General features: G+C 43.9%; 28 protein-coding genes. 14 read left to right on the top strand and 14 right to left on the bottom strand.

Features of this window, described 5'->3' with window-relative positions; all coding sequences use genetic code 11:
• Positions 1-45 precede the first annotated feature (45 nt).
• From HZA10_06325 to HZA10_06310, 4 genes are all read right to left on the bottom strand, one after another.
• Positions 46-975 carry an RluA family pseudouridine synthase gene (locus HZA10_06325; GenBank protein ID MBI5195919.1) on the bottom strand — a complete coding sequence of 310 codons (930 nt, stop codon included), beginning with the start codon at positions 973-975 and terminating at the stop codon, positions 46-48.
• A 411-nt stretch (positions 976-1,386) separates the two neighbouring features.
• On the bottom strand, positions 1,387-1,803 hold the full coding sequence (locus tag HZA10_06320) for a putative toxin-antitoxin system toxin component, PIN family (protein ID MBI5195918.1): 417 nt from the start codon (positions 1,801-1,803) through the stop codon (positions 1,387-1,389).
• Complete coding sequence (locus tag HZA10_06315) at positions 1,782-2,009, bottom strand: hypothetical protein (protein MBI5195917.1); 228 nt, start codon at positions 2,007-2,009, stop codon at positions 1,782-1,784. The genes HZA10_06320 and HZA10_06315 overlap by 22 nt, the downstream gene beginning before the upstream one ends.
• A 185-nt stretch (positions 2,010-2,194) precedes the next feature.
• Positions 2,195-2,833 (bottom strand): threonylcarbamoyl-AMP synthase, encoded by a 639-nt coding sequence (locus tag HZA10_06310; GenBank protein ID MBI5195916.1) that lies wholly within the window; start codon positions 2,831-2,833, stop codon positions 2,195-2,197.
• A gap of 110 nt (positions 2,834-2,943) precedes the next feature.
• On the opposite strand from HZA10_06310, the gene HZA10_06305 reads away from it, so the two are divergent.
• Positions 2,944-3,354, top strand: a complete 411-nt coding sequence (locus HZA10_06305) for a DUF3568 family protein (protein ID MBI5195915.1) — start codon at positions 2,944-2,946, stop codon at positions 3,352-3,354.
• A 169-nt stretch (positions 3,355-3,523) separates the two neighbouring features.
• On the opposite strand, the gene HZA10_06300 is transcribed toward HZA10_06305, so the two are convergent.
• The 5 genes from HZA10_06300 to serC form a co-directional block, all read right to left on the bottom strand.
• Positions 3,524-4,147 carry a bifunctional precorrin-2 dehydrogenase/sirohydrochlorin ferrochelatase gene (locus HZA10_06300; protein ID MBI5195914.1) on the bottom strand — a complete coding sequence of 208 codons (624 nt, stop codon included), beginning with the start codon at positions 4,145-4,147 and terminating at the stop codon, positions 3,524-3,526.
• Between the two features lie 57 nt (positions 4,148-4,204).
• Positions 4,205-4,966: an outer membrane protein assembly factor BamD gene (gene bamD / locus HZA10_06295; GenBank protein MBI5195913.1), complete on the bottom strand. Its 762-nt coding sequence runs from the start codon at positions 4,964-4,966 to the stop codon at positions 4,205-4,207.
• A 7-nt stretch (positions 4,967-4,973) separates the two neighbouring features.
• Positions 4,974-6,317 (bottom strand): adenylosuccinate synthase, encoded by a 1,344-nt coding sequence (locus tag HZA10_06290; GenBank protein MBI5195912.1) that lies wholly within the window; start codon positions 6,315-6,317, stop codon positions 4,974-4,976.
• A gap of 98 nt (positions 6,318-6,415) precedes the next feature.
• Positions 6,416-8,005: a phosphoglycerate dehydrogenase gene (locus HZA10_06285; GenBank protein ID MBI5195911.1), complete on the bottom strand. Its 1,590-nt coding sequence runs from the start codon at positions 8,003-8,005 to the stop codon at positions 6,416-6,418.
• Positions 8,006-8,176: 171 nt separating this feature from the next.
• Complete coding sequence (gene serC, locus HZA10_06280; GenBank protein ID MBI5195910.1) at positions 8,177-9,259, bottom strand: 3-phosphoserine/phosphohydroxythreonine transaminase; 1,083 nt, start codon at positions 9,257-9,259, stop codon at positions 8,177-8,179.
• 398 nt (positions 9,260-9,657) lie between these two features.
• On the opposite strand from serC, the gene HZA10_06275 reads away from it, so the two are divergent.
• From HZA10_06275 to HZA10_06235, 9 genes are all read left to right on the top strand, one after another.
• The gene (locus HZA10_06275) at positions 9,658-10,758 is read left to right on the top strand and encodes an aminopeptidase (protein ID MBI5195909.1); all 1,101 of its coding nucleotides are present in this window, start codon (positions 9,658-9,660) and stop codon (positions 10,756-10,758) included.
• Between the two features lie 259 nt (positions 10,759-11,017).
• Positions 11,018-12,451: a glutamate--tRNA ligase gene (gene gltX / locus HZA10_06270; protein MBI5195908.1), complete on the top strand. Its 1,434-nt coding sequence runs from the start codon at positions 11,018-11,020 to the stop codon at positions 12,449-12,451.
• Positions 12,452-12,521: 70 nt separating this feature from the next.
• On the top strand, positions 12,522-14,201 hold the full coding sequence (locus HZA10_06265; protein ID MBI5195907.1) for a glutamine--tRNA ligase/YqeY domain fusion protein: 1,680 nt from the start codon (positions 12,522-12,524) through the stop codon (positions 14,199-14,201).
• The gene (locus HZA10_06260) at positions 14,198-15,187 is read left to right on the top strand and encodes an NAD(P)-dependent glycerol-3-phosphate dehydrogenase (protein MBI5195906.1); all 990 of its coding nucleotides are present in this window, start codon (positions 14,198-14,200) and stop codon (positions 15,185-15,187) included. Before HZA10_06265 ends, HZA10_06260 begins: the two co-directional genes overlap by 4 nt.
• Before the next feature lie 112 nt (positions 15,188-15,299).
• On the top strand, positions 15,300-16,034 hold the full coding sequence (gene larB, locus HZA10_06255; GenBank protein ID MBI5195905.1) for a nickel pincer cofactor biosynthesis protein LarB: 735 nt from the start codon (positions 15,300-15,302) through the stop codon (positions 16,032-16,034).
• 93 nt (positions 16,035-16,127) lie between these two features.
• On the top strand, positions 16,128-17,309 hold the full coding sequence (gene larC, locus HZA10_06250) for a nickel pincer cofactor biosynthesis protein LarC (protein ID MBI5195904.1): 1,182 nt from the start codon (positions 16,128-16,130) through the stop codon (positions 17,307-17,309).
• Positions 17,310-17,331: 22 nt separating this feature from the next.
• Complete coding sequence (locus tag HZA10_06245) at positions 17,332-17,931, top strand: zeta toxin family protein (protein MBI5195903.1); 600 nt, start codon at positions 17,332-17,334, stop codon at positions 17,929-17,931.
• The gene (locus tag HZA10_06240; protein MBI5195902.1) at positions 17,909-18,094 is read left to right on the top strand and encodes a hypothetical protein; all 186 of its coding nucleotides are present in this window, start codon (positions 17,909-17,911) and stop codon (positions 18,092-18,094) included. Before HZA10_06245 ends, HZA10_06240 begins: the two co-directional genes overlap by 23 nt.
• On the top strand, positions 18,051-18,323 hold the full coding sequence (locus HZA10_06235) for a DUF433 domain-containing protein (protein ID MBI5195901.1): 273 nt from the start codon (positions 18,051-18,053) through the stop codon (positions 18,321-18,323). The genes HZA10_06240 and HZA10_06235 overlap by 44 nt, the downstream gene beginning before the upstream one ends.
• A 9-nt stretch (positions 18,324-18,332) precedes the next feature.
• On the opposite strand, the gene HZA10_06230 is transcribed toward HZA10_06235, so the two are convergent.
• The 5 genes from HZA10_06230 to HZA10_06210 all read right to left on the bottom strand — a co-directional run bounded on the left by HZA10_06230 (position 18,333) and on the right by HZA10_06210 (position 22,124).
• Positions 18,333-19,793, bottom strand: a complete 1,461-nt coding sequence (locus HZA10_06230; protein ID MBI5195900.1) for a DegQ family serine endoprotease — start codon at positions 19,791-19,793, stop codon at positions 18,333-18,335.
• A 204-nt stretch (positions 19,794-19,997) separates the two neighbouring features.
• Positions 19,998-20,753: a TerC family protein gene (locus HZA10_06225; GenBank protein MBI5195899.1), complete on the bottom strand. Its 756-nt coding sequence runs from the start codon at positions 20,751-20,753 to the stop codon at positions 19,998-20,000.
• Between the two features lie 4 nt (positions 20,754-20,757).
• Complete coding sequence (locus HZA10_06220) at positions 20,758-21,240, bottom strand: flavodoxin family protein (protein ID MBI5195898.1); 483 nt, start codon at positions 21,238-21,240, stop codon at positions 20,758-20,760.
• Positions 21,241-21,668: 428 nt separating this feature from the next.
• The gene (locus HZA10_06215; protein MBI5195897.1) at positions 21,669-21,890 is read right to left on the bottom strand and encodes a UPF0175 family protein; all 222 of its coding nucleotides are present in this window, start codon (positions 21,888-21,890) and stop codon (positions 21,669-21,671) included.
• A gap of 45 nt (positions 21,891-21,935) precedes the next feature.
• Entirely contained in the window at positions 21,936-22,124 is a 189-nt protein-coding gene (locus tag HZA10_06210) for a hypothetical protein (GenBank protein ID MBI5195896.1), read from the bottom strand.
• A 72-nt stretch (positions 22,125-22,196) separates the two neighbouring features.
• On the opposite strand from HZA10_06210, the gene HZA10_06205 reads away from it, so the two are divergent.
• From HZA10_06205 to HZA10_06190, 4 genes are all read left to right on the top strand, one after another.
• On the top strand, positions 22,197-23,942 hold the full coding sequence (locus HZA10_06205) for an NAD+ synthase (protein MBI5195895.1): 1,746 nt from the start codon (positions 22,197-22,199) through the stop codon (positions 23,940-23,942).
• Positions 23,943-23,978: 36 nt separating this feature from the next.
• Positions 23,979-24,233, top strand: a complete 255-nt coding sequence (locus tag HZA10_06200; GenBank protein MBI5195894.1) for a hypothetical protein — start codon at positions 23,979-23,981, stop codon at positions 24,231-24,233.
• Between the two features lie 62 nt (positions 24,234-24,295).
• Positions 24,296-24,904, top strand: coding sequence for a winged helix-turn-helix transcriptional regulator (locus tag HZA10_06195; protein MBI5195893.1), 609 nt, complete (start codon positions 24,296-24,298; stop codon positions 24,902-24,904).
• Positions 24,901-25,422 (top strand): UpxY family transcription antiterminator, encoded by a 522-nt coding sequence (locus HZA10_06190; GenBank protein MBI5195892.1) that lies wholly within the window; start codon positions 24,901-24,903, stop codon positions 25,420-25,422. Before HZA10_06195 ends, HZA10_06190 begins: the two co-directional genes overlap by 4 nt.
• Positions 25,423-25,583 lie beyond the last annotated feature (161 nt).

Genomic DNA, 25,583 nt, shown 5'->3' with positions numbered 1-25,583 from the left:
TATGATTTATAACATTAAAATTGCATCTTAGTCAACCTGAACCTGTCAGCCGCTTAATTCTGCAACTGCCTTTTTAATATCCTCAGGCATAGGGGCGGTAAATTCCAGCGGTTCAAGGCTTACCGGGTGTTTAATTTTTAAACTGTGCGCATGAAGCATTTGCCTTGAAAATAAAAATTTTTTCTTCGCCTCAGCATTAACTTCAACCTTTTTTCCGTATGTTTTATCCCCAAGCACCGGATGCCCTGCTGATGCTAAATGCACCCTTATCTGATGCGTCCTTCCGGTAAGAATGCTGACCTTCGCAAGCATTGCTGATTTGAATCTTTTGATTACATCATAGCGGGTAATTGCCTCTTTGCCTTTTTTTGTCCTGACAGACATTTTTTTCCTGTCTGAAGCCGCCCTGCCTATTGGCGCGTTTATCTCTCCGGTATTATTTTTAAGGTTGCCGTACAAAAGCGCAATGTACTGTTTTTCAACGGTCCTTTCCCTGAATTGCCTGCAGAGATTTAAATATGCGCTGTCATTTTTTGCAAGGACCATAACGCCTGATGTATCTTTATCAAGCCTATGCACCACCCCGGGCCTTAACGGCGCGCCTGTTGGGGCGAGTTTTTTACACCTGAAAATCAGGGCATTCATAAGGGTGCCGCTCTCATGGCCTGCCGCAGGATAGACCACCAGGCCCGGAGGTTTGTTGACAACTATTATGTGTTCATCTTCATAAATAATGTCTACTGGAATATCTTCGGGAACAAGCGTATTTTCAGGCTCGTCCGACACAGCAACCTCTATCCTGTCGCCCTGCCGTATTTTATAACTTGCCTTTTGCGTTTTTGAATTAACCTGCACAAGCCCCTGCTTTATGTGATTCTGAATGCGCCCGCGCGATAATCCGGTTTTTAAAGAGAGATAAATATCAAGGCGCTCAGGCTTTGCGCCGGAAGGGATGTTATAAGTGGTCTTAGTCATCAAATGTTTTTTGGTCTATGCTTTGTAGGGGACGCTTCTATCTTTAAACGGTAAAACAATTTTTTTACAGATAGTTTTGCTTATAAAGTATCTTGCCAGTCTTAAAATCATATATCCAAACTTCAATCAATTCTACATTTATACTTAATACACTATCGTTAATTTCTATTGGGCTATCAAATGTAGGTTTATTATGGCAACTACTTGTAAACGTTAGTGCATCATCTTCTATATATGGCTTACAGATTAATAGAACACTTAAAGACTCCTTGTATTTTTTTGCATCACTAACTGACATTATCGCTGATTTTCTACGGCATCAGGTACAGTTTCTTTGAGGTTGTCTAAGATGTTATTCAACATAAGCTATTATATCCGCTGTGTATTATAACGTATAACTTCCACGCTTAATCATTTATAGTTTCTTTCTTTAAGAAAATCGTCTGCATTGGTTATTTTCACATTTTTAAATTGTTTTATAGACAAAAGTTTTTTATCACCAGTGATTATAAATTTAGCATTAGCAGAGACAGCACATTCTAAAAACTTGTTATCTCCGGGGTCAGTCGCAATCTTCAAATGTTTCTCTGTTTTATAGATGTTGGAATGCGCAAGAACAAATTCTAAGATATATGTCTGAAGTTTCTGGGGAAAATCAAGCTTTGGATAAGAAAGTGCGCAGTTGAGTTCGTTGAGTATTTCTTCCGAGGTGCAGTTTATTAATTTCTTTTGCTCTAATAATTCAATTATATGCAGCGGGTTGCCGCCCCATCCAAAGGCAGAAATGAAAATATTAGTATCAATTACTACTTTTTCGCCCTTGCCCACTTAACCGCCTCTTCTGCAACTACCGGATTAATTTTCCCCTTTCTTACAATTTCAGCGGCTTCTTTATAAATATTTTTTGCAGAAGAGGGACTGAAAAGTTTCTTCTGTATCAGAGAATCCATAATATCTTTAATCTCTTTAAAACTGAGTGCTGTAAGTCCTTCAATTAATTTTTCTTTTGTTAATTTTATTGCTGCCTCAGCCATAACGACCTCCTTATTTGTACTTTATTATATCCCTTATAAATCCTGATTTGCAATCCTTTCTGCAATCTCACAACCTGCGCTAATTCTGATTTTCACAATTTATCCCTTTTCCTTAATCTCCTTAAAAAACCTGTGCTCTGTCTTTTTTGCAAACCACATGAGCGCCAGCATTATAGGCACTTCTATCAAAGGCCCAATAACTGTATTCGCCCGCGGCAATTTTGTACCTTCACCCTTCCTTCCCTCAACACCTTAAACGGCATAACCGTAACGTTTATAATCGTTGAGGGTTCCCCGCCTGAGGTTTTTCCGGCGTCAATGATTAAATCAATCTCTTCTCCAAAATACTTTATTACCTCATCCGCAGTTTCAGCCGGGGGACTTCCTGAGTGATTTGCGCTTGTTGCCGTGATTGGAAAATCCGCCGACTTTGCTAAACTCAAAGCAAAACTTTCTCCGGGAATCCTTACTGCCACCTTTCCTATGCCGGCCGTTAAGACATCCGGCAAACCTTCTGCGGCGTCAAAGACCATTGTCAATGCGCCGGGCCAGAAATTTTTCATTAACCCTTCTGCCTGCGGAGGAATGGATTTAACGAGGGTCCTAAGAATTTCCCTACTGCCGGCAATTAACGGCGCCGGTTTATCAGCAGGTCTTTTTTTAACTTCATAAAGCCGCCTAATGGCATCTTCATTATGCGCGTTAACCCCAAGTGCGTAAAAACTCTCAGTAGGATAAGCTATAATACCGCCATCTTTTAGCGCTTGCAGTGCGTTTTTTAAAACCGTTTCTAACGGATGCTCCCTCAGTAAAAGCCGTAACATTTTTCATTCTAACATACAGCCATTAAATTTTTACTTGTAATTTTTAATTTTTTTTGTTATTCCTTTATACAGAAACTAAATCGGTCAATGACTCTTAGAGGAGGTAAGGAATGAAGAAATTTTTTAGGTTAACCGTGCTACTGTTGTCATTAACTTGTTTGTGGGGCTGTGGTGCAGAGGTGTTTTTAATCGGAGCAGGGATTGGTGCAGGTGTGGGAGCAGGTACTTATAAGTATCTTGAAGGCAGTATGACTCGGGACTATCCCCTTGCCTATACCAAGGCCTGGGAGACAACGAACACTGCACTTGCCAATCTCTCTATAACAGTATCAAACAGTTCTAATGAAGGAGTTAAGGGCAACATAACGGCTGTTCGGAAAGACGGCACAAAGGTAGCTATATATATTACGGACAGGGGACAGGGAGTTTCCACTATTAGTGTGCGCGTTGGAAATTTCGGAGATAAACAGGATGCCCAGCGCATACATGAAGAAATAGCGACCGTGGCAGGGATAAAATAAATTTATCTGTCATTCCGGCTTGTCCGTCCCGATGTATCGGGATTCAAGAAAGATTCCCGACGTGTGGAGCCTGTCCCGACTTGTTCGGGGCTTGCGGGAATGACAAGCAATTTTTTGATTAAACCCATAGGGTGTTTTCTGGTCAATGACTTTGTGTTTGATGCATAACTTATCCCCTATCAAATAACTGTCTTACTTTCTCACTGGCGGCTTTAAAGCCCTTGCTCCTGAGAATATTAAACATTTCCTCTGAGGCAAGGTCTTTAAATTTCTTTCTTCTTTTTTTGATGTCTTTTATTTTCTTAATTGCCTTCCTGCGCATCTGTACAAGCGCCCTGAGATAATGCGCAAACTCCCTGCCGTAAAGCTTTTCAAGCTCTTTCCTGATGGCCTTTGAAACCGCCGGGCTTACGCCTCCCGTTGAAACGGCAATAGTCAAATGTCCTCTTTTTACCGTAGAGGGGACAATAAAGTTCCCCTCTGAAGGCGTACCAACGACATTTACAAGGCACTTTGCATTGCGGGCAATTTCTGTATTGGTCTTTTCCGAAGAAGTGCAGGCGACAACGATAAATGCATTCCTGAGGTCGCCTTTTTTATACTGTCTTCTGATATGAGTTATTTTGCCCTTTTTTTTCAGATATCCCAGCCGTTCCGTAAGCTCTGGGCTGACAACCGCAACAGCGGCGCCTGCCTTCAGCAGGGCCAGCGCTTTTCTTTCCGCAACATTGCCGCCGCCGGCAACAACCGCTTTTTTACCTCTAAGATTTAAATATACCGGATAGTAGTTCATTGAAAGGTTGAAGGTTGAATTCTGAAGGATGAAGAGAAAATAAAACTGCCTTCATCCTCATTTTAAAGTTGTCATCAGTTTTTTCGCTGCATCAGCCTGCCTTGTTGTCGGATGCTTATCAAGAAGCATGTTAAGCGCCTCTATGGCTTTGTCTTTATCCCCAAGGTTTTTGTAAGACAGCGCCAGATAATAAAGCGCATCGCTTTCTTTTTTTGAATCGGGATATTTCTGAAGCACCTGATTAAACCGCAGTACAGCCGCATTAAAGGACTCCTTCTTAAAATAAAACTCTCCGACATAAAATTCAAACCCTGCAAGGATATTCCTGCACTCCTTTATCCTGCTTTCAGTAACATTCATATAAGGATTGCGCGGATATGTCGTCTGAAGTTTTTCAAATTCCGTTAAGGCTTGCCGCGCCCATCCATAACTTACGTCAATAGTATCAATTCTCCTGTAATAACACATGGCCAGCTGATACTGAGCGTAATAGGCATATCTGTGATAAGAATGGATGTCAAGAAATCGCTCGTATTCGGCGGCCGCCTCCTCATAAGAGCCTTCCTCAAAATACATATCTCCGATGCGTATCTGTGCCAGCGGAGAATATTTGCCTGACGCATCCTGTGCCTTTACCTCTTCAAGTATTTTTCTGGCTTCTTCATAATAGCCTTCCTTTGCCTTTTCCGCCGCCTGCTTAAAAGACGCATCCGGATTAAAGACAGGCGCTACTTCTTTTTTGCCGCCGCAGGCAGAAAGGAGGATAGAAACTGCAAGAAATAGAAATAAAAGCCTTTTGTGCTTCTGTATCGTTTTCATACTTAAATTATCGCCGCCTGTATGCTTTCATAGGGTTTCTACGCACAATAATTTCATCCCGTTTCTGACCTGTAGAGATCATGTCAATTCCCACATTAAGCAGGTCTTCAACATAATCAATATATGCCCTTGCCTGCTTCGGCAAATCTTTCAGTTTTTTTACTCCGAGCGTGTTTTTCTTCCATCCCGGAAGCTCTTTGTAAACAGGCTCGCATCTTTCAAGCCCCCTGAGCGACTGCGGCACATCCGTATACTTGCATGGTTTGCCTTTTATGCTGCACTTGCAGTCCTGTTTGAGGTTTTCATATTTATAAGCGACACAGACCTTTATTTTTTCAACTTCGTCCAGCACATCCAGTTTTGTCATGGCAATCCCGGTAAAGTCGTTTATCCTTCTTGCATGCCGCAGGCTTACCGCATCAAACCAGCCGCACCTCCTCGGCCTTCCGGTTGTTGCGCCGTATTCTCCGCCTTTTGCCCGCAGCGCCTCGCCAAGCTTGTCTTTTAATTCTGTCGGAAACGGCCCGCTTCCCACCCGTGTCGTATAAGCCTTCATTACACCCACGATTCCGTCTATCTTTGTCGGAGCCACGCCAAGCCCGGTGCAAACACCGCCGGCAGAAGCATTTGATGAAGTCACATAAGGATATGTCCCGTGGTCCACGTCAAGAAGTGTGCCCTGAGCGCCTTCAAAAAGGATGTTTTTGCCTTTATCAATAAATTTGTTAATAAGCACACTTGTGTCAGTAATAAACGGGGACAGGTAGCCGACATATTTCATATAATCAGAATATATCTTTCCCAAGCTGAGTCTTTTGCTTTTATACCTGTTTTCAAGGATATAATTCATATTTTGCAGATTTGCGCGAAGTTTTTCCCTGAATACGCCGGCGTCAAGCAGGTCCAGCATCCTTATCCCTGCCCTTGATGCCTTGTCAACATAGGCAGGCCCTATGCCCCTGCCGGTCGTTCCAATCTTTTTTGAACCCTTTGATTGTTCGCAGGCGGCCTCAATTGCAACATGGTACGGCATAATGACATGGGCATTACCGCTCACAAAAAGATTTTTGCCGGCGATAATCCCCTTTTTCTTCAGTCCTTCTATTTCTTCAATAAGCGCTCCGGGGTCAATGACAACACCGTTGCCTATGATGCAGATTTTATTTTTATGCAGTATTCCTGAGGGGATAAGATGCAGCACAAACTTTTTATCCTTTATAACAACGGTATGCCCGGCATTGTGCCCGCCCTGATACCGCGCTATGACATCGGCGTCTTCAGACATCAGGTCAACAATTTTGCCTTTTCCTTCATCGCCCCACTGGGCGCCGACAACTACAATATTAGCCATTTAGTTAACTCCTTAAAGACAGGGTTCAAGGATTCCTGCGGTCAAGGGTTCAAGTGAATTGTCGTAAACTTGACCCCTTGAATCCTTGACCCCTTATTTTATACCGGCAGATAAATCTGTTTTACGGAAAGGACATTGGGAAGTTTTTTTATCTCTGCAAGTATTTCTTTTGACGCAGGCGTATCTATGCTGACAACAGATATGGCCCTGCCGCCTAACTGCTCCCTCCCAAACTGCATCCGTGCGATATTGATATTGTTTTTGCCAAGCAGTGTGCCTACGTTCCCAATTACGCCGGGCTTGTCAACATTTGACAGCACCAGCATCGCCCCCTCGGGGACTACTTCTATGGCAAAATCATTTATTGTTATGATGCGCGGTTCTTTCTTGCCGTAAAGCACGCCTGCGACAATGTGTTCCTTTGAATCAACCTTTACCCTGACCTTAAGCATGCTGTGATAATCACCGGCCTCGGTTGTAGTAATTTCTCTGACGGCAATGCCGCGTTCCTTTGCAATTAAGGGCGCATTTACAAAATTGACCGTTTCCTCAAGTATGGGCGTCAGAATCCCCTTTAACACGGCAATTGTTATTGGCGCAAGCGTAAGCTTCGTCACCTCGCCCATAAACTCTATTGTGACCTCATTAATGCCGCCGTTTATACCCTGTGAGAGGAAACTGCCGAGCCTTTCCGCAAGATTTATGTAAGGCTGAAGTCTCGGCAGGGCATCTGAAGGCACCGAGGGGAAGTTGACCGCATTTCTGATGGTCCCTGAGACAAGGTATTCTACTATCTGCTCTGCAATGGCAATTGCAACATTTTCCTGCGCCTCTTCTGTGGCTGCGCCGAGATGCGGGGTGCAGATAATGTTATCACTCTCAAGCAGCGGACAGGACACGGTGTCAGACGGCTCCTTTTCAAAGACATCCAGCGCAGCGCCGCCTACCTTGCCTGACTTCAGCGCATTGTAAAGCGCCTTTTCATCAACAATTCCGCCTCTTGCGGCATTAATAATCCTCACGCCATCTTTCATCATGGCAATTTTTTCCGCATTGATAAGATATTTTGTTTCGTTTGTAAGCGGTGTGTGTATGGTTATAAAATCCGATTTTTGTATTAATTCGTCAAGCTCCACGACCTTAACGCCCAGCGTTTTTGCCTTTTCCTCATTCAAAAACGGGTCAAAGGTAATTACATTCATCCCTATGCCGTGAGCCATACGCGCCACATGGGCGCCGATATTGCCAAAACCTATTATTCCAAGCGTCTTATTGTAAAGCTCAATACCCATAAATTTTTTCTTTTCCCACTTGCCGCTTTTCATGGAGGCCGTTGCCTGCGGTATGAGCCTCGCCATGGAAAAAAGCAGCGCCATTGTGTGCTCGGCTGTGGTAATTGTATTGCCGCCGGGCGTGTTCATCACCACAATGCCCTGCTTGGTGGCGGCGTTTTTATCAACATTGTCAAGCCCCGAGCCTGCGCGTCCTATAACCTTCAGGTTTTTGGCGGCGCTTATGATGTCTGCCGTCACCTTTGTGGCGCTTCTTACGATAAGGGCGTCGTATGTGCCGATCTCCGCCTTAAGCTCCTCGGGCTTAAGCCCTGTCTTTACGGTTACATCAAACCCGGCTTTTTTTAGAATATTAACGCCTTTCTCAGATATGCTGTCGCTTACAAGAACTTTCATAGTTTCTCTTTCTGTTCAAATATTATATAACGTTTCGGAAACAAGCTGTAATTCCTGCGAAAGCAGGAATCCAGTAAAAACAATCCTCTGGCTTCCCATCTGCCTGCCGGTAGGCAGGTTTGCACGGGAATGACAAAAAATACTCCATATAAGCTTCTCCCTTTTTTTATTTTAAGCATTGCTCTTTTTAAAGTCCGCCATAAATTCAATAAGCGCATCAATGCCTTGCTCCGGCATGGCATTGTAAATACTCGCCCTCAGGCCTCCGACAGAGCGGTGTCCCTTAAGCGCAACAAGCCCGGCTTTGCCTGCCTCTTCAAGAAATTTCTTGTCAAGCTCCTGTTTGACAAGCGTAAACGGCACATTCATCCAAGAGCGGCAGGAAATGCTTACCGGGTTTTTATAAAAAGCGGAATTGTCTATAAAATTATAGAGCTTCCCCGCCTTGCGCCTGTTAATCTCTGCCATTGCCTTTAGTCCGCCTTTTTGCTTAATCCATTCAAATACAAGCCCTGCAATATACCAGCCGTACGTGGGCGGGGTGTTGTACATAGAGTTGTTTTCGGCATGAATTTTATAGCTGAACATTGTCGGGGTGCTAGGCAGTTCTCCGCCTATTAGATCTTCGCGTATAATTACAATTGTCAGCCCTGCAGGTCCTATGTTTTTCTGCGCACCGGCATAAATAACTCCGAATTTTGAAACATTTAGCGGCCGTGAAAGTATTGTTGAAGACATATCGGCAATTAGCGGTACGCTGCCTGTTTCAGGAATATACGGAAATTCAACCCCACCTATTGTTTCATTAGGCGTGTAGTGCACATAAGCTGCCTCAGGATTCAGGGACCATTCTGCGGGCTCAGGTATTGTTGTAAATTTCGTCGGCTCGCTTGTCGCGGCAATATTTACACTACAGTAACGCTTTGCCTCTGATATTGCCTTTTTTGACCACTGCCCCGTATTAATATAATCAGCGGTCTTCCGGCCTCTTAAAAGGTTCATCGGCACCATGGCAAACTGAGACGAAGCCCCGCCCTGAAGAAACAAAACCTTATAATTCTGCGGTATTGCCAAAAGCTCTTTCAGGTCTGCTTCGGCTTTTTCTGCAACTGCAATAAATTCCTTGTCGCGGTGGCTCATTTCCATAATTGACATACCGCTGCCGCGCCAGTCAATCATTTCTGAAGCAGCTTTCTCAAGCACTTCCTTGGGAAGCATTGCCGGTCCTGCGCTAAAATTATATCTGCGTGACATTCTAATACCTTTACTTTCCTTTTTTCTATCTATTTCCTTAGCAATTTGTTAATACCTGTGGATTTTTGGTGGATAAAGAATTATAACCTACTCATTAATTAAAAATAAATATAACCGACTTAAAAGCGTATCATTTCAACTGCTGTTTGTCAAGAAAACATTCTATGGTTTTCGGTGAAGTTTTTAACATTAATTTTAATTAATTATCATGCTGTTTCTGTTTAATTCACAAATCTACCTACATTATTACTACTACTTCTAAAAGGATTATTAAAGAATAAAGATAAAAAAGAATAAAGACTTGACAATAAATTATAATGAAATACCCCGCAGTTATTCCGGTTTGTTAGAACTTGTTCGGGGCTTGCGGGAATGACAAGTAAAATACGGAGCTTAATGTGAAAAATGTTATTCAAAATACAATAACAAATATCTACAAGGTAAATTTCAAGATTAAAAAGAGCGAAAGCGTTATTGTATTTACGGATAGATACAGTAATGAGTTGACCAAAACGGCAAAATTAATTACAAAAGAGGGAAAAAATTTTACAAAGAGAGTTGCTTTTCTGAAATATCAGGTTACAGGCAGTCACGGGGCAGAGCCTCCAGAGGCTTTATGGCTAAAGGCATTTAGTAGGAATGTAGTAAAAGAATTAAAGGCTAAAAAGATTTTTAAGCCCCTGCGTGATAAAAAAATAAATAAAGCCAGTCTTAAAGAGGCAGAAAAGATAATAAAAAAATTTAAAAAAGATTCAGTCAATATTGTAGTTGCATTGTCACACTATTCAACAACGCACACAAATTTCCGCAGATTTCTTACGGAAATATGCAAGGCACGCTATGCAAGCATGCCGCTTTTTGAAAAGAGAATGCTCAAAGGCGCAATGAACGTTGACTGGGGGAAAATGGCAGAAAGGACTGAAAAAATAGCGCAAACCATAAATAAAGCAGACAGGGTGAAGATAAGAACGCCAAACGGCACGCACATTTCATTTTCAAAAAGGGGGCGTAAGGCAAAAGCAGATACAGGGATTATCACACAAAAAGGCGCTTACAGCAACCTGCCTGCAGGAGAGGTCTATTTTGCGCCAGTTGAAGGCACGGCTAACGGAAAATTAATTTTAGAGTGGGCGCCGACACAAAAATTAAAATCAGCGATAACAATTACCGTTAAAAACGGAATAGCCGTTGATGTAAAAGGGAAAGAAGAATACGCGGGTTTTTTAAGAAAAAAGTTTTCAGAAAGACCGGAGAATGCAAATATTGCAGAGCTCGGCATTGGAACTAATGATAAGGCATCAAGACCTGACAGCATCCTTGAGACCGAAAAAATCCTCGGCACAATCCACATCGCCTTTGGCGACAACAGCTCCTTCGGAGGCAAGGTAAGCACGCCGTTTCATCAGGACTATATATTTTTCAAACCGACCGTATGGATGATTTATAAAAACGGCAAAAAAAGGATGTTGATAAACAAGGGGAGGATAAAAGAGGCTTAAGAAATTAAAATATGATATTATAAAGAATTAAATTGATTCCACTACAGAGAAAGGGCAATAATGAAATGCAAAAAATGTGAAGGGGAGCTAAGAGTAATTTTCAGTTGAAGCCATGTCCGCTTATACTGCACGGGGTGCGGTAAAGAATTTTCTATACAGGACTATATCTCTGAAATAGACGAACACACATGGGATAAATTAACAAACCACCGCTGTGACAGACTGTAAACCAGCCAATTGGATTCAAAGGAGTTTTATTTTGCCTGATAAAATACGCGTAAGATTTGCACCAAGCCCGACCGGGCACCTTCACATAGGAGGCGCAAGAACAGCGCTTTTCAACTATCTCCTTGCAAGACACCAGGGCGGCGCGTTCATTTTAAGAATTGAGGACACGGACAGGAGCCGCTCAACAGACGAATACATTGAGGCAATAATTGAAGGGATGAAATGGCTTGGGCTTGAATGGGACGAGGGACCGTTCAGGCAGACGGACCGGTTTGATGTTTACAGGGGATATGTTGATAAGCTGTTGAAAGAGGGCAAGGCGTATTATTGCTTCTGCACCCCTGAAGAGCTTGAGGCAAGGCGCAAAGAGGCGGCGGCAAAAGGTCTGCCTCAAAAATATGACGGAAGGTGCAGAGCGACAGAAAGGGTTCAAGGGGTCAAGGATTCAAGGGGTCAAGAACAAGGCGCTGCAGTGAGGTTTAAAATGCCGGCAGACGGGCAGACTATTGTTGACGACCTGATAAGAGGGGCGGTTATATTTGATAATTCACAGCTTGACGACCTGATTATCCTCCGCTCTGACGGAACGCCTACATACAATTTTACGGTTGTTGTTGATGATGTAGATATGAATATCACCCACGTCATCCGCGGGGACGACCACCTTAACAATACCCCCAAACAAATACACATTTACAAGGCGCTCGGTTATGAAATTCCTAAATTTGCGCATCTGCCCATGATTTTAGGCGCTGACAAGACGCGGCTTTCAAAAAGACACGGTGCAACCGCTGTCATGGCATATCAGGAAATGGGCTTTCTGCCGGACGCACTTGTTAACTATCTCGTAAGGCTCGGATGGTCTTTCGGGGACCAGGAAATATTTTCCCGCAAAGAGTTGATAGAAAAATTTTCTTTTGAACATGTCGGCAAGGCGGCGGCAGTGTTTAATCCTGAAAAACTCCTCTGGCTTAACGGCCAGTACATTATCAATACGCCGGCTGAAAAACTTGCAGAACTGGTCCTGCTGTTTCTTATTAAAGACAAAATAATCAGCGAGGGGCAGGAATTAAATAAAGAATGGCTGTCAAAGGCAAATAATACCCTTAAAGAACGTTCAAAGACGCTGGTGGAGCTTGCAAACTCACTCAGATACTATATTGCCGAAGAGGTTGAATACAACGAAAAAGCAAAAGAGAAATTTCTAAATGAAAAAAGCAGGGAATTATTATCAGAGCTGAAAAGCAGCCTGATATCCCTTACAGGATTCTCCCATCAGGAGCTTGAAGGGGCATTTAAGGCGGTTACAGAAAAGCACGGGGTCAAGCTTAAAGACCTTGCACAGCCTGTGCGCGTTGCCATGACCGGCGGCACGGAAAGCCCGGGGATATTTGAAGTGCTTGAAGTGCTGGGCAAGGAAAAAGCGCTGAAGAGACTGGACAAGGCGATAAAGACGATAGGATAGAAAACGCCCTCTGATAAAACTACTTAATGTGTTAAAATATCCCATCAAACCCGCATAAGAGATATAATTTATGGAAAAAGATATATCCACAACCGATGCCTCCCGCGCTGATTTTATCCGGGAGATTATCAAGGAAGACCTTCGGACAGGCAAAAACGACAGCCGGGTCCATACCCGCTTTCCGCCGGAGCCAAACGGCTATCTGCACATAGGACACGCAAAATCCATCTGCCTTAATTTCGGCGCTGCCGCTGAATTTAAAGGGCTTTGCAACCTGCGCTTTGATGACACAAACCCGTCAAAAGAAGAAGTTGAGTATGTGGAATCAATAAAAGAAGATGTGAGGTGGCTTGGCTTTGACTGGCAGGACAGGCTTTATTATGCATCAGATTATTTTGAGCGGATGTATGAATATGCCGTGCAGTTGATTCAAAAAGGAAAGGCGTATGTCTGCGATTTGAGCGCTGATGAAATCAGAAAATACCGCGGAACGTTGACTGAGCCGGGCAAAGAAAGCCCGTATCGCAGCCGCCCTGTTGAGGAAAACTTAGATTTATTTAAGCGCATGCGCGCGGGAGAATTCCCGGACGGCTCACGCACGCTCAGGGCAATGATTGATATGACATCGGGCAATATCAATATGCGCGACCCGGTCATGTACCGCATTCTTCGCGCTGAACATCACAGGACAGGAAACAAGTGGTGCATTTATCCGATGTATGATTATGCGCACTGCATATCGGATTCCATTGAAGGCATCACACATTCAATCTGCACGCTTGAATTTGAAGACCACCGCCTGCTTTATGACTGGTTTTTAAATGAGCTGAACATTTATCATCCTCAGCAGATAGAGTTTGCGCGTCTTAATTTGAGCCGCACGGTGCTCAGCAAGAGGAAGCTTATCGGGCTTGTGAATGAGAAGCAGGTTGCGGGATGGGACGACCCGAGGATGCCTACAATAGCAGGCATAAGAAGGCGCGGCTATACGCCTGAGGCAGTAAGAAATTTCTGCGAGCGCATTGGTGTTGCCAAAAGGGACAGCGTGGTTGACTCGGCATTGCTTGAATACTGCGTGCGCGAGGATTTAAACAAGAAAACGCCGCGCGTCATGGCAGTGCTCCGTCCCCTTAAGGTCATCATAACAAACTATCCGGAAAATCAGAGTGAAGAGCTTGACGCAGTGAATAATCCCGAAGCCCCGGGAAAGGGAATGCGCAAGGTTCCTTTTTCAAAAACACTGTACATTGAACAGGAGGATTTCCGCGAGGATCCGCCCAAACAGTTTTTCCGTCTTGCGCCCGGGCGCGAGGTGAGGCTTAGGTATGCGTATTTTATCAAATGCAATAGTGTTGTCAAAGACCCCCAAACAGGAGAGCTGATTGAGATTCACTGCACATATGACCCTGAGACGCGCGGCGGAGATGCGCCTGACAAGCGCAAGGTCAAAGCAACCCTGCACTGGGTCTCTGCCCCGCATGCGGTCACTGCGGAGGTAAGGTTGTACGACCAGCTTTTTTTAAAGACTGACACGGAGGAGGCTGCTTTAAATCCAGCCTCTCTTGAAAAATTGACATTGTGCAAGACAGAGCCGGGGCTTGCTGGCGCAAAAGCATGCGAGAGGTTTCAATTTGAGCGATTGGGTTATTTTTGCGTGGACCCTGATTCATCTGCAGGGAAGCTTGTATTTAACCGCACGGTTACGTTAAAAGATGAATGGGCGAAGATAGAAAAGGGACAAAAGAAATGAAACGCATTACTGTCATAGGCGCCGGAAGCTGGGGAACGGTCCTTGCAAGCCTGCTTGCCGGAAAAGGGTATGAGGTCCTGCTCTGGGCGTTTGAGAAAGAGACTGCTGTTGAGATTAATAATGCACACACAAACAGCATATATATTCCTGAGGCGTACCTGCCGGCAAATTTAAAGGCAACAGACGACATTGAACATGCGGTAAAAAATGCTGACTGCATATTAAGCGTTGTGCCGGCGCAGTTTACGCGCGCCATATTTAAAAAAGCGGCAAATCTTATTCCGCCAAGCGCCGTAATCATCAGCGCCTCAAAGGGCATTGAACAAAAGACCCTGCTTACGGTATCGGCAATCATTAGGGAAATCACAGGCAGGCAGGCGGCGGCGCTCTCCGGCCCGAGCTTTGCAAAAGAGGTGATTAAAAAATTGCCTACGGCTGTTACGCTTGCAACAGACAATCCTGAAACAGGACAAAGGCTTCAGGAAATTTTCAATACGAACTATTTCAGGGTTTATACTCACACTGACGTGCTTGGGGCTGAGCTTGGCGGCGCGCTCAAGAACGTCATCGCAATAGCGTCAGGCATATCAGACGGGCTTGGGCTTGGGCATGATGCAAGGGCAGCGCTTATAACAAGAGGGCTTGCAGAGATTGTGAGATTGGGGAAGACGATGGGTGCTGACCCGAGGACCTTTTCAGGCTTAAGCGGGCTTGGCGACCTTGTGCTTACCTGCACAGGACCGCTTTCAAGGAATTATACCGTAGGCATAAATCTCGGCAAAGGAATAAAGCTCAAAGACATTCTTTCAGCCAAAAAAAGCGTTGCAGAGGGGGTGGCGACTGCACAGTCTGCCTATGAGCTTTCAAAAAAGCATAATGTAGAAATGCCGATAGTTGAGCAGGTTTATGAGGTTATTTATCAGGGTAAAAATCCCGGGGATGCGGTAAGATTGCTTATGACAAGGGCGCTTAAGGCGGAGTTCTAACATGGTTTTTGTCATTCCCGCGAAGGCGGGAATCCAGACATTAGGATTTAGAGCCCTGTTTTCACGGGGAACCCTGGATTCCGCATCAAGTGCGGAATGACAGGTTAAAATTATGGACAATAAAAAATTACAACGAATTCTAAATTCTGTAAAATCAGGCAGTATCTCCGTGGATGAGGCAGTAAAAAAATTCAAGCACCTGCCGTATGAGGACATTTCATTTGCAAAGGTGGACCACCACAGGCATCTCAGGCTCGGAGTTCCGGAGGTTATTTTTGCCGCGGGCAAGACTGAGGAGCAGGTGATAAAGATTGCAGAGGCAATGTATAAAAAGAGTCGGAGGCTTCTTATTTCAAAGGCAACGGAGAGGATTTATAATTCCCTGAAAATAAAAAATGCCGTATTCCATTCTGCATCAGGCATGATCTCAATCGGCGGGGAAATAAAGAAAAAGGGCCATGTGCTTGTTTTGACCGCGGGGACCTCTGATATTGCTGTTGCGGAAGAGGCGGCGGTGACTGCGGAATTTCTTGGAAGCAGTGTAACCACTGTTTATGATGTAGGGGTGGCAGGGCTCCACAGGCTGATGGGGAATGCTGAATATTTGAAAAAAGCGCATGTGATAATTGTTGTTGCAGGCATGGAAGGTGCCCTTCCCTCTGTTGTGGGCGGGATGACGGACAAACCTGTGATTGCTGTTCCTACATCTGTCGGTTACGGCACAAGCTTTGCGGGATTAACAGCGCTCTTTGCAATGCTTAATTCATGCGTTCCGGGCATTGCGGTTATGAACATTGACAATGGCTTCGGCGCCGGGGTTTTAGCGCATAAAATAAATACGTTATAAGGATCTGTTATGCCCGAGATTCTTAATCGGGCATCCAGATTTTTTGTATTCTGGATTCCCGTTTTCACGGGAATGACACACTAACGAAGAACTATTATGATCATATACTTTGACACTTCATCAGGCATAAGCGGTGATATGATTCTGGGCGCGCTGGTTGATGCCGGCGTTCCCCTTGAAAAATTAAAAAAGGAACTCTCCAAACTTCCTATGCGCGGGTATGAATTAGAATCACGGAAAGTGAAACGCGCGGGATTTTTGGCGACGAAGATTGAGGTCATCTTAAAAACAGGAGTCAGGAGTCAGAAGTCAGAAGTCAGAAGATGGAAGGATATAGAGAGAATAATTAAAAAATCTTCCCTTCCCAATATTGTAAAGCAGAAAGGTTTATCAATCTTTAGACGGCTTTTTGAGGCAGAGGCAAAGGTGCATGGGGAGAGGGTTGATAAAGTCCATCTGCATGAACTCGGCGCTGTTGACTGCATTGTGGATATTTTCGGCGCGTTAATCGGACTGGATATCTTAGGGGTAAAAAAAATCTATGCTTCCCCGTTGAATTTAGGAAGCGGCATGATAAAGACAGAGCACGGCATACTGCCCGTGCCCGCGCCTGCAACCTTGGAATTACTGAAGTACATACCTGTTTATTCATCGGATACAAAATTTGAACTTACTACACCGACAGGCGCAGTGCTCATATCCTCGCTTGCTGACGGTTTCGGGCAGATGCCCGTGATGAGCGTTTCTAAAATCGGCATAGGCGCAGGAGGCAGGGATTTTAAAACGCACCCGAATGTTTTGAGAGTGTTTGTGGGAGAGGGTCAGGGGTCAGGGGTCAGGGGTCAGGGGGTTACTATTATAGAAACCAATATTGACGATATGAACCCGCAGGTTTATGAATACGTTATGGAGAGGCTTTTTAAGGCAGGCGCGCTTGACGTATTTTTAACACAGGTAATTATGAAAAAGGACAGGCCCGGCATAGTGCTTACCGTGCTGTGCAGTGCGGATAAAAAAGAGGGCTTAATCAAAATAATTTTAAAAGAGACAACAAGCATTGGAGTAAGATTTTATGAGGCAGACAGAATTACATTACAGCGTGAGATTAAGACAGTAAAAACTGAGTTTGGAAATGTACGCGTGAAAATTTCAAAGCTGGGGAATGAGATTCTGAAATCCGCGCCTGAATATGAAGACTGCAAAAAAATTGCGGAGAAGCTGAATAAGCCCCTGATTGAGGTTATGAAAAAATCAGATAGAGCCTTAATCGTTTAGTCGCAACAAAATTATACTTAACATGAAAATTCAGCGGCAAAATCTTATAGTTATTGCAGGCCCTAACGGTGCAGGGAAATCAACAACCGCGCCTTCCTTACTGAAAGGTACGCTTAAGGTTACCGAGTTTGTTAATGCAGACCTAATAGCACAAGGTCTCTCCGGATTTCAGCCTGAAGGCGCAGTTTTTCATGCAGGACGTGTTATGCTTGAGCGCATACATTATCTTGCAAAAAAACGTGTTGATTTTGCCTTTGAAACAACATTAGCAAGCCGTACTTTTGCTCCATGGATTACTGAACTTCGTAAGACAGGTTACGCACTTCATCTGATTTTTTTATGGCTGCCAAATGAAGAATTTGCTATTGACCGTGTGGCAGAAAGGGTACGTATGGGCGGACACAATGTTCCTGAAGAAACCATCAGACGTCGTTATCATGCTGGTATTAGGAATTTTTTTAAGCTCTATTGCCCCCTATCGGATACATGGTTTTTTTATGACAACTCAGGTGAAGAACCTGCATTGATAGCCTATTGCGATCATAAACAAGGATTAGTGGTAAATGATTCAGATATCTGGCATAATATTGAGGTAACATATGGCGGTAAAAGAAAAACATAAAGACAGAATAGCAGAAGCCTTTGCTGACCCTGACAAGATAACTAAGGCGCTTACTCGGGGTGTAAGGGATGCTCTGTTGAAACACAAACAGGCTGGCAACCCGGTTGTTGTATGGCGTAATGGCAAAATTGTTTGGCTCAAGCCAGAAGAAATCCCTGTATAGACTTGGTAAATCACAACCCTTCACCAAACTAAGACTAAATATCTACTTGGAAAAAATTGGCACTGCAAGAGAGAAAAAAGGCACAAAAATATCTATTGCCTTAATACTGCAAAATATTGCATCCGGCATGACTAAAGAGGATATCCTGCGCGGTTATCCGACATTGACAAAGGAAGGCTTGAATGCGGCATTGGACTTTGCAGCGTCCCGAAGCTTCGGGACGCTGTGATTACTTCGCTTACTTCCAAGAAAGCGGTATATAAATTGCAGCCCCGTTTCTAAAAACCGTCAGCAGGATATCTTCTTTTGATTTTATCTTTGAGACGATATTCTCATAACTCTTGATGTCAGTAATTTTCTTCCTGTTTATCTCCACAATAACGTCATCTTGCCTGAGGGTTCCTTCTGAAGGAGCTCCCTCTGCAATATCGGTAATGACGACTCCCTTTATCCTTGAAGGGATGTTTAACTGCTTTGATATCTCAGAGGTTAAATCCTGTACGCTTACGCCCTTCAGGACATTGTCATATTCGCCTCCTGTCGTCTTCTGCATCTCAGCAGGAAGTTCGCCTACTGTAATCTTAAAGGATTTTGATTTGCCTTCTCTTATCACCTTAAGGTTAATCTCAGTGCCCGGAGGAGTGCCTGCCACCATATTTCTTAAATGATCAGGTTCGTCAACTTTTTTGCCTTCAATTTCAATGATAACGTCACCGCGCATAATGCCGGCATTTTCAGCCGGGCTTTTTTCAACGATATCACTGACAAGCGCGCCATATTCTTCCTTTAGGTTAAATTGTTTTGCAAGCTCAGGGGTAACCGGCTGTATTGATACGCCGAGCCAGCCGCGTATGACCTTGCCTTTTTTGATAAGGCTGTCCATGACAGTCTTTGCCATGTTGCTCGGTATTGCAAAACCAATGCCCTGATACCCGCCGCTTGTGCTGAAGATAGCAGTGTTGATGCCGATAAGCTCGCCTTTTGCATTGACCATTGCCCCGCCTGAGTTGCCGGGATTTATTGCGGCGTCTGTCTGGATAAAATCTTCATAATCAGCAATGCCGACATTTGCCCTTCCTACTGCACTGACTATGCCCATTGTTATAGTCTGGTTAAGCCCGTAAGGGCTTCCAACCGCAAGCACTATTTCGCCTACCCGTAGCCTGTCAGAATCTCCCCACGGAACTGTCGGGAGGTTTACGGCGTCTATCTTAATGACGGCGATGTCTGTTTTTGGGTCAACACCTTTGACCGTGCCGTTGAATTCCCTTTTGTCTGAAAGCATAACTTTTATTTCATCGGCATCTTTAATGACATGGTTGTTTGTAAGGATATACCCGTCAGGCGATACAATCACTCCTGAGCCGAGGCTTTCTGTCTTGTGTTCCCTGGGCATCCGCCTCTGGCTGAATTCATCGCCAAAAAACCTTCTAAAAAACGGGTCGTTAAAAAACGGGCCGAAATCACTCTGGGGGGTTTTAACGGTGCGCGAAGTTGACACATTTACAACAGCAGGTTTAACAGCGGCTGCCACATCTGCCATTGCCTGGCCTGTTTTTGTGAGAACATCTACAGATTCTTTTGAAATCTTCGGCGTCTCAGAATAAGCATTGGGAGTGAATCCCGCAGTAACAGAAAAGATTATGCCTGATGCAAGGGCAATAGTTAAAAGAATCTTGAAATTTTTTCTTAAAGACATAGTAAACTCCTTTGGCTGTCATTCTCCGATTTAATCGGGGAATCCAGTAGTTTGCAGTTTTTGTAGTACAAATTCTGGATTCCGTGTCAAGCACGGAATGACGTTATGATTATACTACCCTGAGGTTTTGTCGCAGAGTAGTTTAGGTATCCTTATTATTAGAATTATAAATAGCAGACGTGATTACTGTCAACAAAACCATTTTCAGGGATTATTGCCGTCTTCTTCAACATACGACTGGTGAAGTTTAACGGGGACGGCTCGGCGCCGCACCCTGATGTTCAGCATCTCCACAAATACAGAGAATGCCATTGCAAAATAAATGTAGCCTTTGGGAATGTGGGAATCAAGTCCATCAGCTATCAGGGCCACGCCTATTAGAAGAAGGAAGCTTAACGCAAGCACTTTTATTGTCGGATGCCTTTCAATAAAACCGCTTACCCTGCCTGCCGACATCATCATAAACACTACTGCAATGACAACTGCCAAAACCATAATTATCAGTTGATTTGCCATGCCTATGGCAGTGATGACGGAGTCAAGCGAAAAAATAATGTCAAGGAACATTATCTGTATGATAACGCTTGCAAAGGAAGCCGCAGTCCGGCCGGAAGAATGCCCAGCCTCGCCCTCAAGCTTGTCGTGAATTTCAAATGTACTTTTGCCAATAAGGAACAACCCGCCGGTAATCAGGATAAGGTCCCTGCCTGAGATGTTGTTTTCCAGCACGGAAAAAAGCGGTGCGGTAAGTCGCATAAGCCATGTAAGGGAAAACAAAAGCATAATGCGCGTAAGCATTGCCAGCGCGAGGCCGATGGTCTGCGATTTTCTCCGCTGATGCACAGGCAGTTTGCCTGTCAGTATGGAGATGAAAATAATATTGTCAATGCCCAGCACAATTTCAAGCGCTGTAAGTGTTGCCAGCGCTATCCATGCCTGCGGGTCAGTTATCCAGTCCATAAAGTTATCCTTTTAATCTCTTGCAAAGTTCTGCCACACGCGCGCCGAGCTTAAAGCCCTCATCATCAGCTGTTTTATCCGGCGCGCCTACACAGCCTACGCCGTAATGTCCAGATGCGCTCATAGGGTCCCCTACTATAATCATTCCGTATATGAGCATGCACTGAAGGATGGAAATAATGGTAGTTTCCTTGCCTCCTGTGTGATGACCTCCAGTGGCAAAGGCAGCGCCGACTTTAAAATCGCCAATTTTTCTCCTGGTGCCGATAAACTCGTCAAATATCCGCTTAAGGTCAGCAGCCATTACCCCGAAATAAACAGGAGAGCCGGCAATTATTCCTGCGGAATTAAGAAAGTCATCCTTTGTAACCTCCTGCGTGGTTTTCATTACAGCCTTTACGCCGGCGGACTCCACGCCTTTTGCAATGATCTCCGCAAGCTTTTTTGTATTGCCCCCTTTGGAATAGTAAAGAATCAAGACTTGCATAACACCCCTCCTTTTCAATTGTCATACCCCGATTTAATCGGGGTATCCAGACCTGCCTGCCGGCAGGTGCCGTTCCCGCGAAAGCGGGGAACCAGAATATGAAAGTACTGGATTGTCCGGTCAAGCCGGACAATGACAGTCTATTTTCAGGTCAATGACGGCAAAAAGTATAAAATAGTTTTTTAGCAACTCAAGAACATAATCATATCACATATTCTTCTACTATATTAATAGCACCAAGCCCATTTTTAAGGATAGACCCACAGAAAAAACTTGATGTTCCATGATAAAGCGGTATAGGCAGTTTGTTGTTAGATGTTTTAATTCTCATCTAAAAGCAATAAAGATTATTTATTTTTTGCCATCTTAGCAAGCAAAGATTTATTTTTTCAAAGGCTATTAAAACAGAGGCGTCAACAATAACTGTTTCAGGCATTGGACAGTTCTTTATCAAGATTTAACTTCTGGTATTTTAGCGGAGACATTCCTTTTTGCAACAATATTTCTACAAATGCCTTTTCAGAATAGCCGGCTATCTCAGATGCCTTACCAAGAGACACTAAGCCGTCGTCAAAAAGCTTGATAGCAAGCAATAATTTTAATTCTTTCTCTGATATATTTAATTCGGGAAGGTTCACAGATATGCCCATTTATAACCTCCTATGTTTCAATTATAACATAAGATGCTATGCTAATTACGTCACCCTTACGCTCCGCACCCCTCCGGGCCTCCATGCAGGGGCTATTACCCTGGAGCCTTCTTCCATGTCAAGGCAGGACGCCCATGTTAATTTAAAATCTCCGAATCTTTCATTTACCGCATATAATGCCAAGTGCATTAACTCAGGATAATTGCCCAGCACCCAGTTCCATACTGCCCTCACATCCTCAATGATTCACCCCGTTAAATTCCAATGGGGTAGACAAACACGGTTTGTTTAATTATCATTTAGATAATGAAAATGCTGAGGATTGCCCTTGCCCAGATGAACCCTACGGTCGGCGACCTGTCCGGAAATGTAAAAAAAATAATTGCCTTTATGAAAAAGGCAAGGGATTTAAGGACTGATATTGTTGCATTCCCCGAGCTTGCTGTCACAGGATACCCGCCCGAAGACCTGCTCTTAAAGCCCCAGTTTATAAAAGACAATATTGATGCGCTGAATAAGATAATCGCCGCCTCAAAAGACATAATTTCCATTGCGGGCTTTGTTGATGAAAATATACGCATGAGCTATCTTGACTCGCGGGGCCTGCACAATGCCGCTGCCGTAATTTCAGACTGCAAATTAGCAGACGTTTATCACAAAATGCATCTGCCAAATTACAGCGTCTTTGACGAGTACCGCTATTTTAAGCCGGGCATAAGATACCCTGTTTATGATATTGGCGCAGTAAAATTCAGCGTTAATATCTGCGAGGATATATGGCATGAGCATGGACCTGTAAATATTCAGGCAGTCGCCGGAGCGGATATAATTATCAATATCAATGCATCGCCTTATCATACGGGGAAAATTTCTTTCAGGGAGCAGTTAATCGCCGCTCAGGCATTGAAGAATAAAGTTGCAATAGCTTATGTGAATATGGTCGGGGGGCAGGATGAACTTGTCTTTGACGGGGGCAGTTTTGCTGCTGATAAATCAGGGAAAATCATTTTAAGGACGGGTCAATTTAAGGAAGAGTTGATTGTTTTTGATATTGGCATGGAAGCATTAAAAACATCTGATAAGGTTGCAGAAAAAACTCAGTCCTACGTTTCTTCGGAAGACAATATTGAGAAAATAAAAATAGACTATTTAATCAAAACCGGCAAGCCTGCTATTAAGCCCAAAAAATTTATTACGCTTTCTCCCGAAGAAGAGGTCTATAATGCGCTTTTGTTTGGCACAAAAGATTATGTGCGGAAAAACGGATTCAACGGCGTGATAATCGGATTAAGCGGAGGCATTGATTCCGCGCTTGTTGCGGCAATAGCCGTTGATGCAATCGGCAGGGAAAATGTGCAGGGGCTGTTTATGCCGTCGCCTTATACATCAAAAGAAAGCCGTGAAGATGCCTACCGCCTTGCAAAAAATCTCGGCATAAAAATTATCAGGGTTCCGATTGATAAGATATTTAAGACATATCTTAATACGCTTGCGGTGAAATTCAAGGGCGCAAAAAAAGACATCACCGAAGAAAATCTTCAGGCAAGAATCAGGGGTAATATATTAATGGCGTTTTCCAATAAATTCGGATGGCTTGTGCTCACAACCGGGAATAAATCCGAGATGAGCGTGGGATATGCAACACTTTACGGTGATATGGCAGGAGGGTTTGCTGTCATTAAAGATGTGCCAAAGACAATGGTATATGACCTTTGTAAGTGGAGGAATGAAAAGGAAAGAAAAAATCTTATACCCGAAAGGGTTTTTTGGAAAGAACCTACGGCAGAGCTCAAGCCGGAACAGAGAGACACTGACACTCTGCCGCCCTACCCTGTGCTGGATCCTATTTTAAAGGCATATGTGGAAGAGGATAAGGGTTTTGATGAGATATTGAAAATGGGCTGCGACCTTGAGTGCGCTCAAAAGGTCATTAAAATGATTGACTGCTCTGAATATAAAAGGCGTCAGGCGCCGCCCGGGATAAAGATAACGCCGAGGGCATTCGGGAAGGACAGGCGGTTTCCGATTACAAATAGATACAGAAGCTACTGACTGCAGCATGATTTAAAATAAAAATTGGAGGTTAAAATGTTTGTTAAGCGTTTGCTGCTGGTTTTTTTTGTAATATTTATTTTTTCATGCGCGCCCAAGGAAGATAAACAGCAGGTTCAGCCTGTATTTAAACAGATTCCGGAGATTAGGGAAATAAAACCTGAAAAACCCCCGAAGATAAAACTCAAACGCGACGCAAAGAATGACTACTCATGGGAAATAAGCGGTGACAATGCAGAGGAGATTATTAAGGCGGACAGGAAACTGAGAAAGGGCATAGGAAGCGAATAGAGGCTTCTTAATTTATCATTTTACTTGACAAACCGTCTCAAACCCCTTATCATGTTCATAATATGAACAAGCTTAAGACTGACAGGCATGATGATGATATTACACTAAGAATCCTTGACGAATTAAGCAAAGAGCCTCATGTCACACAGCGCTCTCTATCGGGCAAGCTTGATGTTGCCCTTGGGCTTGTGAATGCCTACATGAAGCGGCTGGCTAAAAAAGGGTATATAAAGGTTACCACTATCCCGCAAAACAGGGTCAAATATATCCTTACCCCCAAAGGTTTTACAGAGAAGGTAAGATTGACCTATGAATATATGCATTTCTCCCTGAGTTATTTCAAGGACATCCGCCAGAGAATAGACAATGTCTATAAACAGATGATTTCATCAGGGGCAAAAAACCTCCTGTTATGGGGCGACGGGGAAGTTGCGGAATTATGTTATGTTTCCCTGCGGGGCTTGCCGCTTAATCTGATTGGAATAATTGACAATAAAAGGGCGGACAACGGTTTTTTCGGGCATAACATTTATGCCCCGCAGGATTTAGCCGGCTTAAATTATGACGCCATTTTGATTACATCCTTAAAAGACAAGGAAAACGAAAGGCAGAGGGCTATGGATATGGGTGCAGATACAAAAAAATTATTTTTGCTTTCTAAAGAGGGATGATGGAACTAACGGCAAATGCAGAACAGAACTGGTATGCGGTCCATACAAGGTCCCGTCATGAATTTCAGGTGTATGACAGGCTTAAAATGAAAGGCATTGAGGCTTTTCTGCCTGCAGTGGAGCGGCTCAGAAAATGGAAGGACAGGAAAAAAGCAGTTACATTTCCCCTGTTCCCGGGGTACATATTTGTTTATACAACAAAAAGGTCGCAGGATATATTAAATGTGGTCCGGATTAAGGGAGTGGTGCGGCTCCTCGGCGCAGGACGCGGAGAGCCTGAGCCTATCCCTGACGAACAAATAATATCGCTTAAAAAACTTATTGAAAGCAAGGAAACGCTGGACCCTTATCCATATCTGCAAGAAGGGCAAAGGGTAAGGATTAAATACGGCTCCCTGAGCGGTGTTGAGGGAATACTCGTTGAAAAACTGGGACAGCATATGCTGGTGCTTTCGGTTGATATTCTCCGTCAGGGAGTGGCGGTAAAGATAGAAGCGGCTAATGTTGAGAGAGTATAAAGTTAAAAGTTGAAAGTTATAAGTTAAGAGTTATAGTGCAAAAAAGAAAAAATTAACTTTTAACTCTTAACTCTGCCGGTTGCTTAGATGTGACTGAAAGGGCGGAGCAGTCTTCAAAAAGGCAAATATATATGTATAAATTATAATTAAAGGGGGAGATG

The sequence above is a fragment of the Nitrospirota bacterium genome (assembly GCA_016212185.1).
In the GTDB taxonomy this organism is placed as follows: domain Bacteria; phylum Nitrospirota; class Thermodesulfovibrionia; order UBA6902; family DSMQ01; genus JACRGX01.
This window is presented reverse-complemented; position numbering and strand designations above follow the sequence as displayed.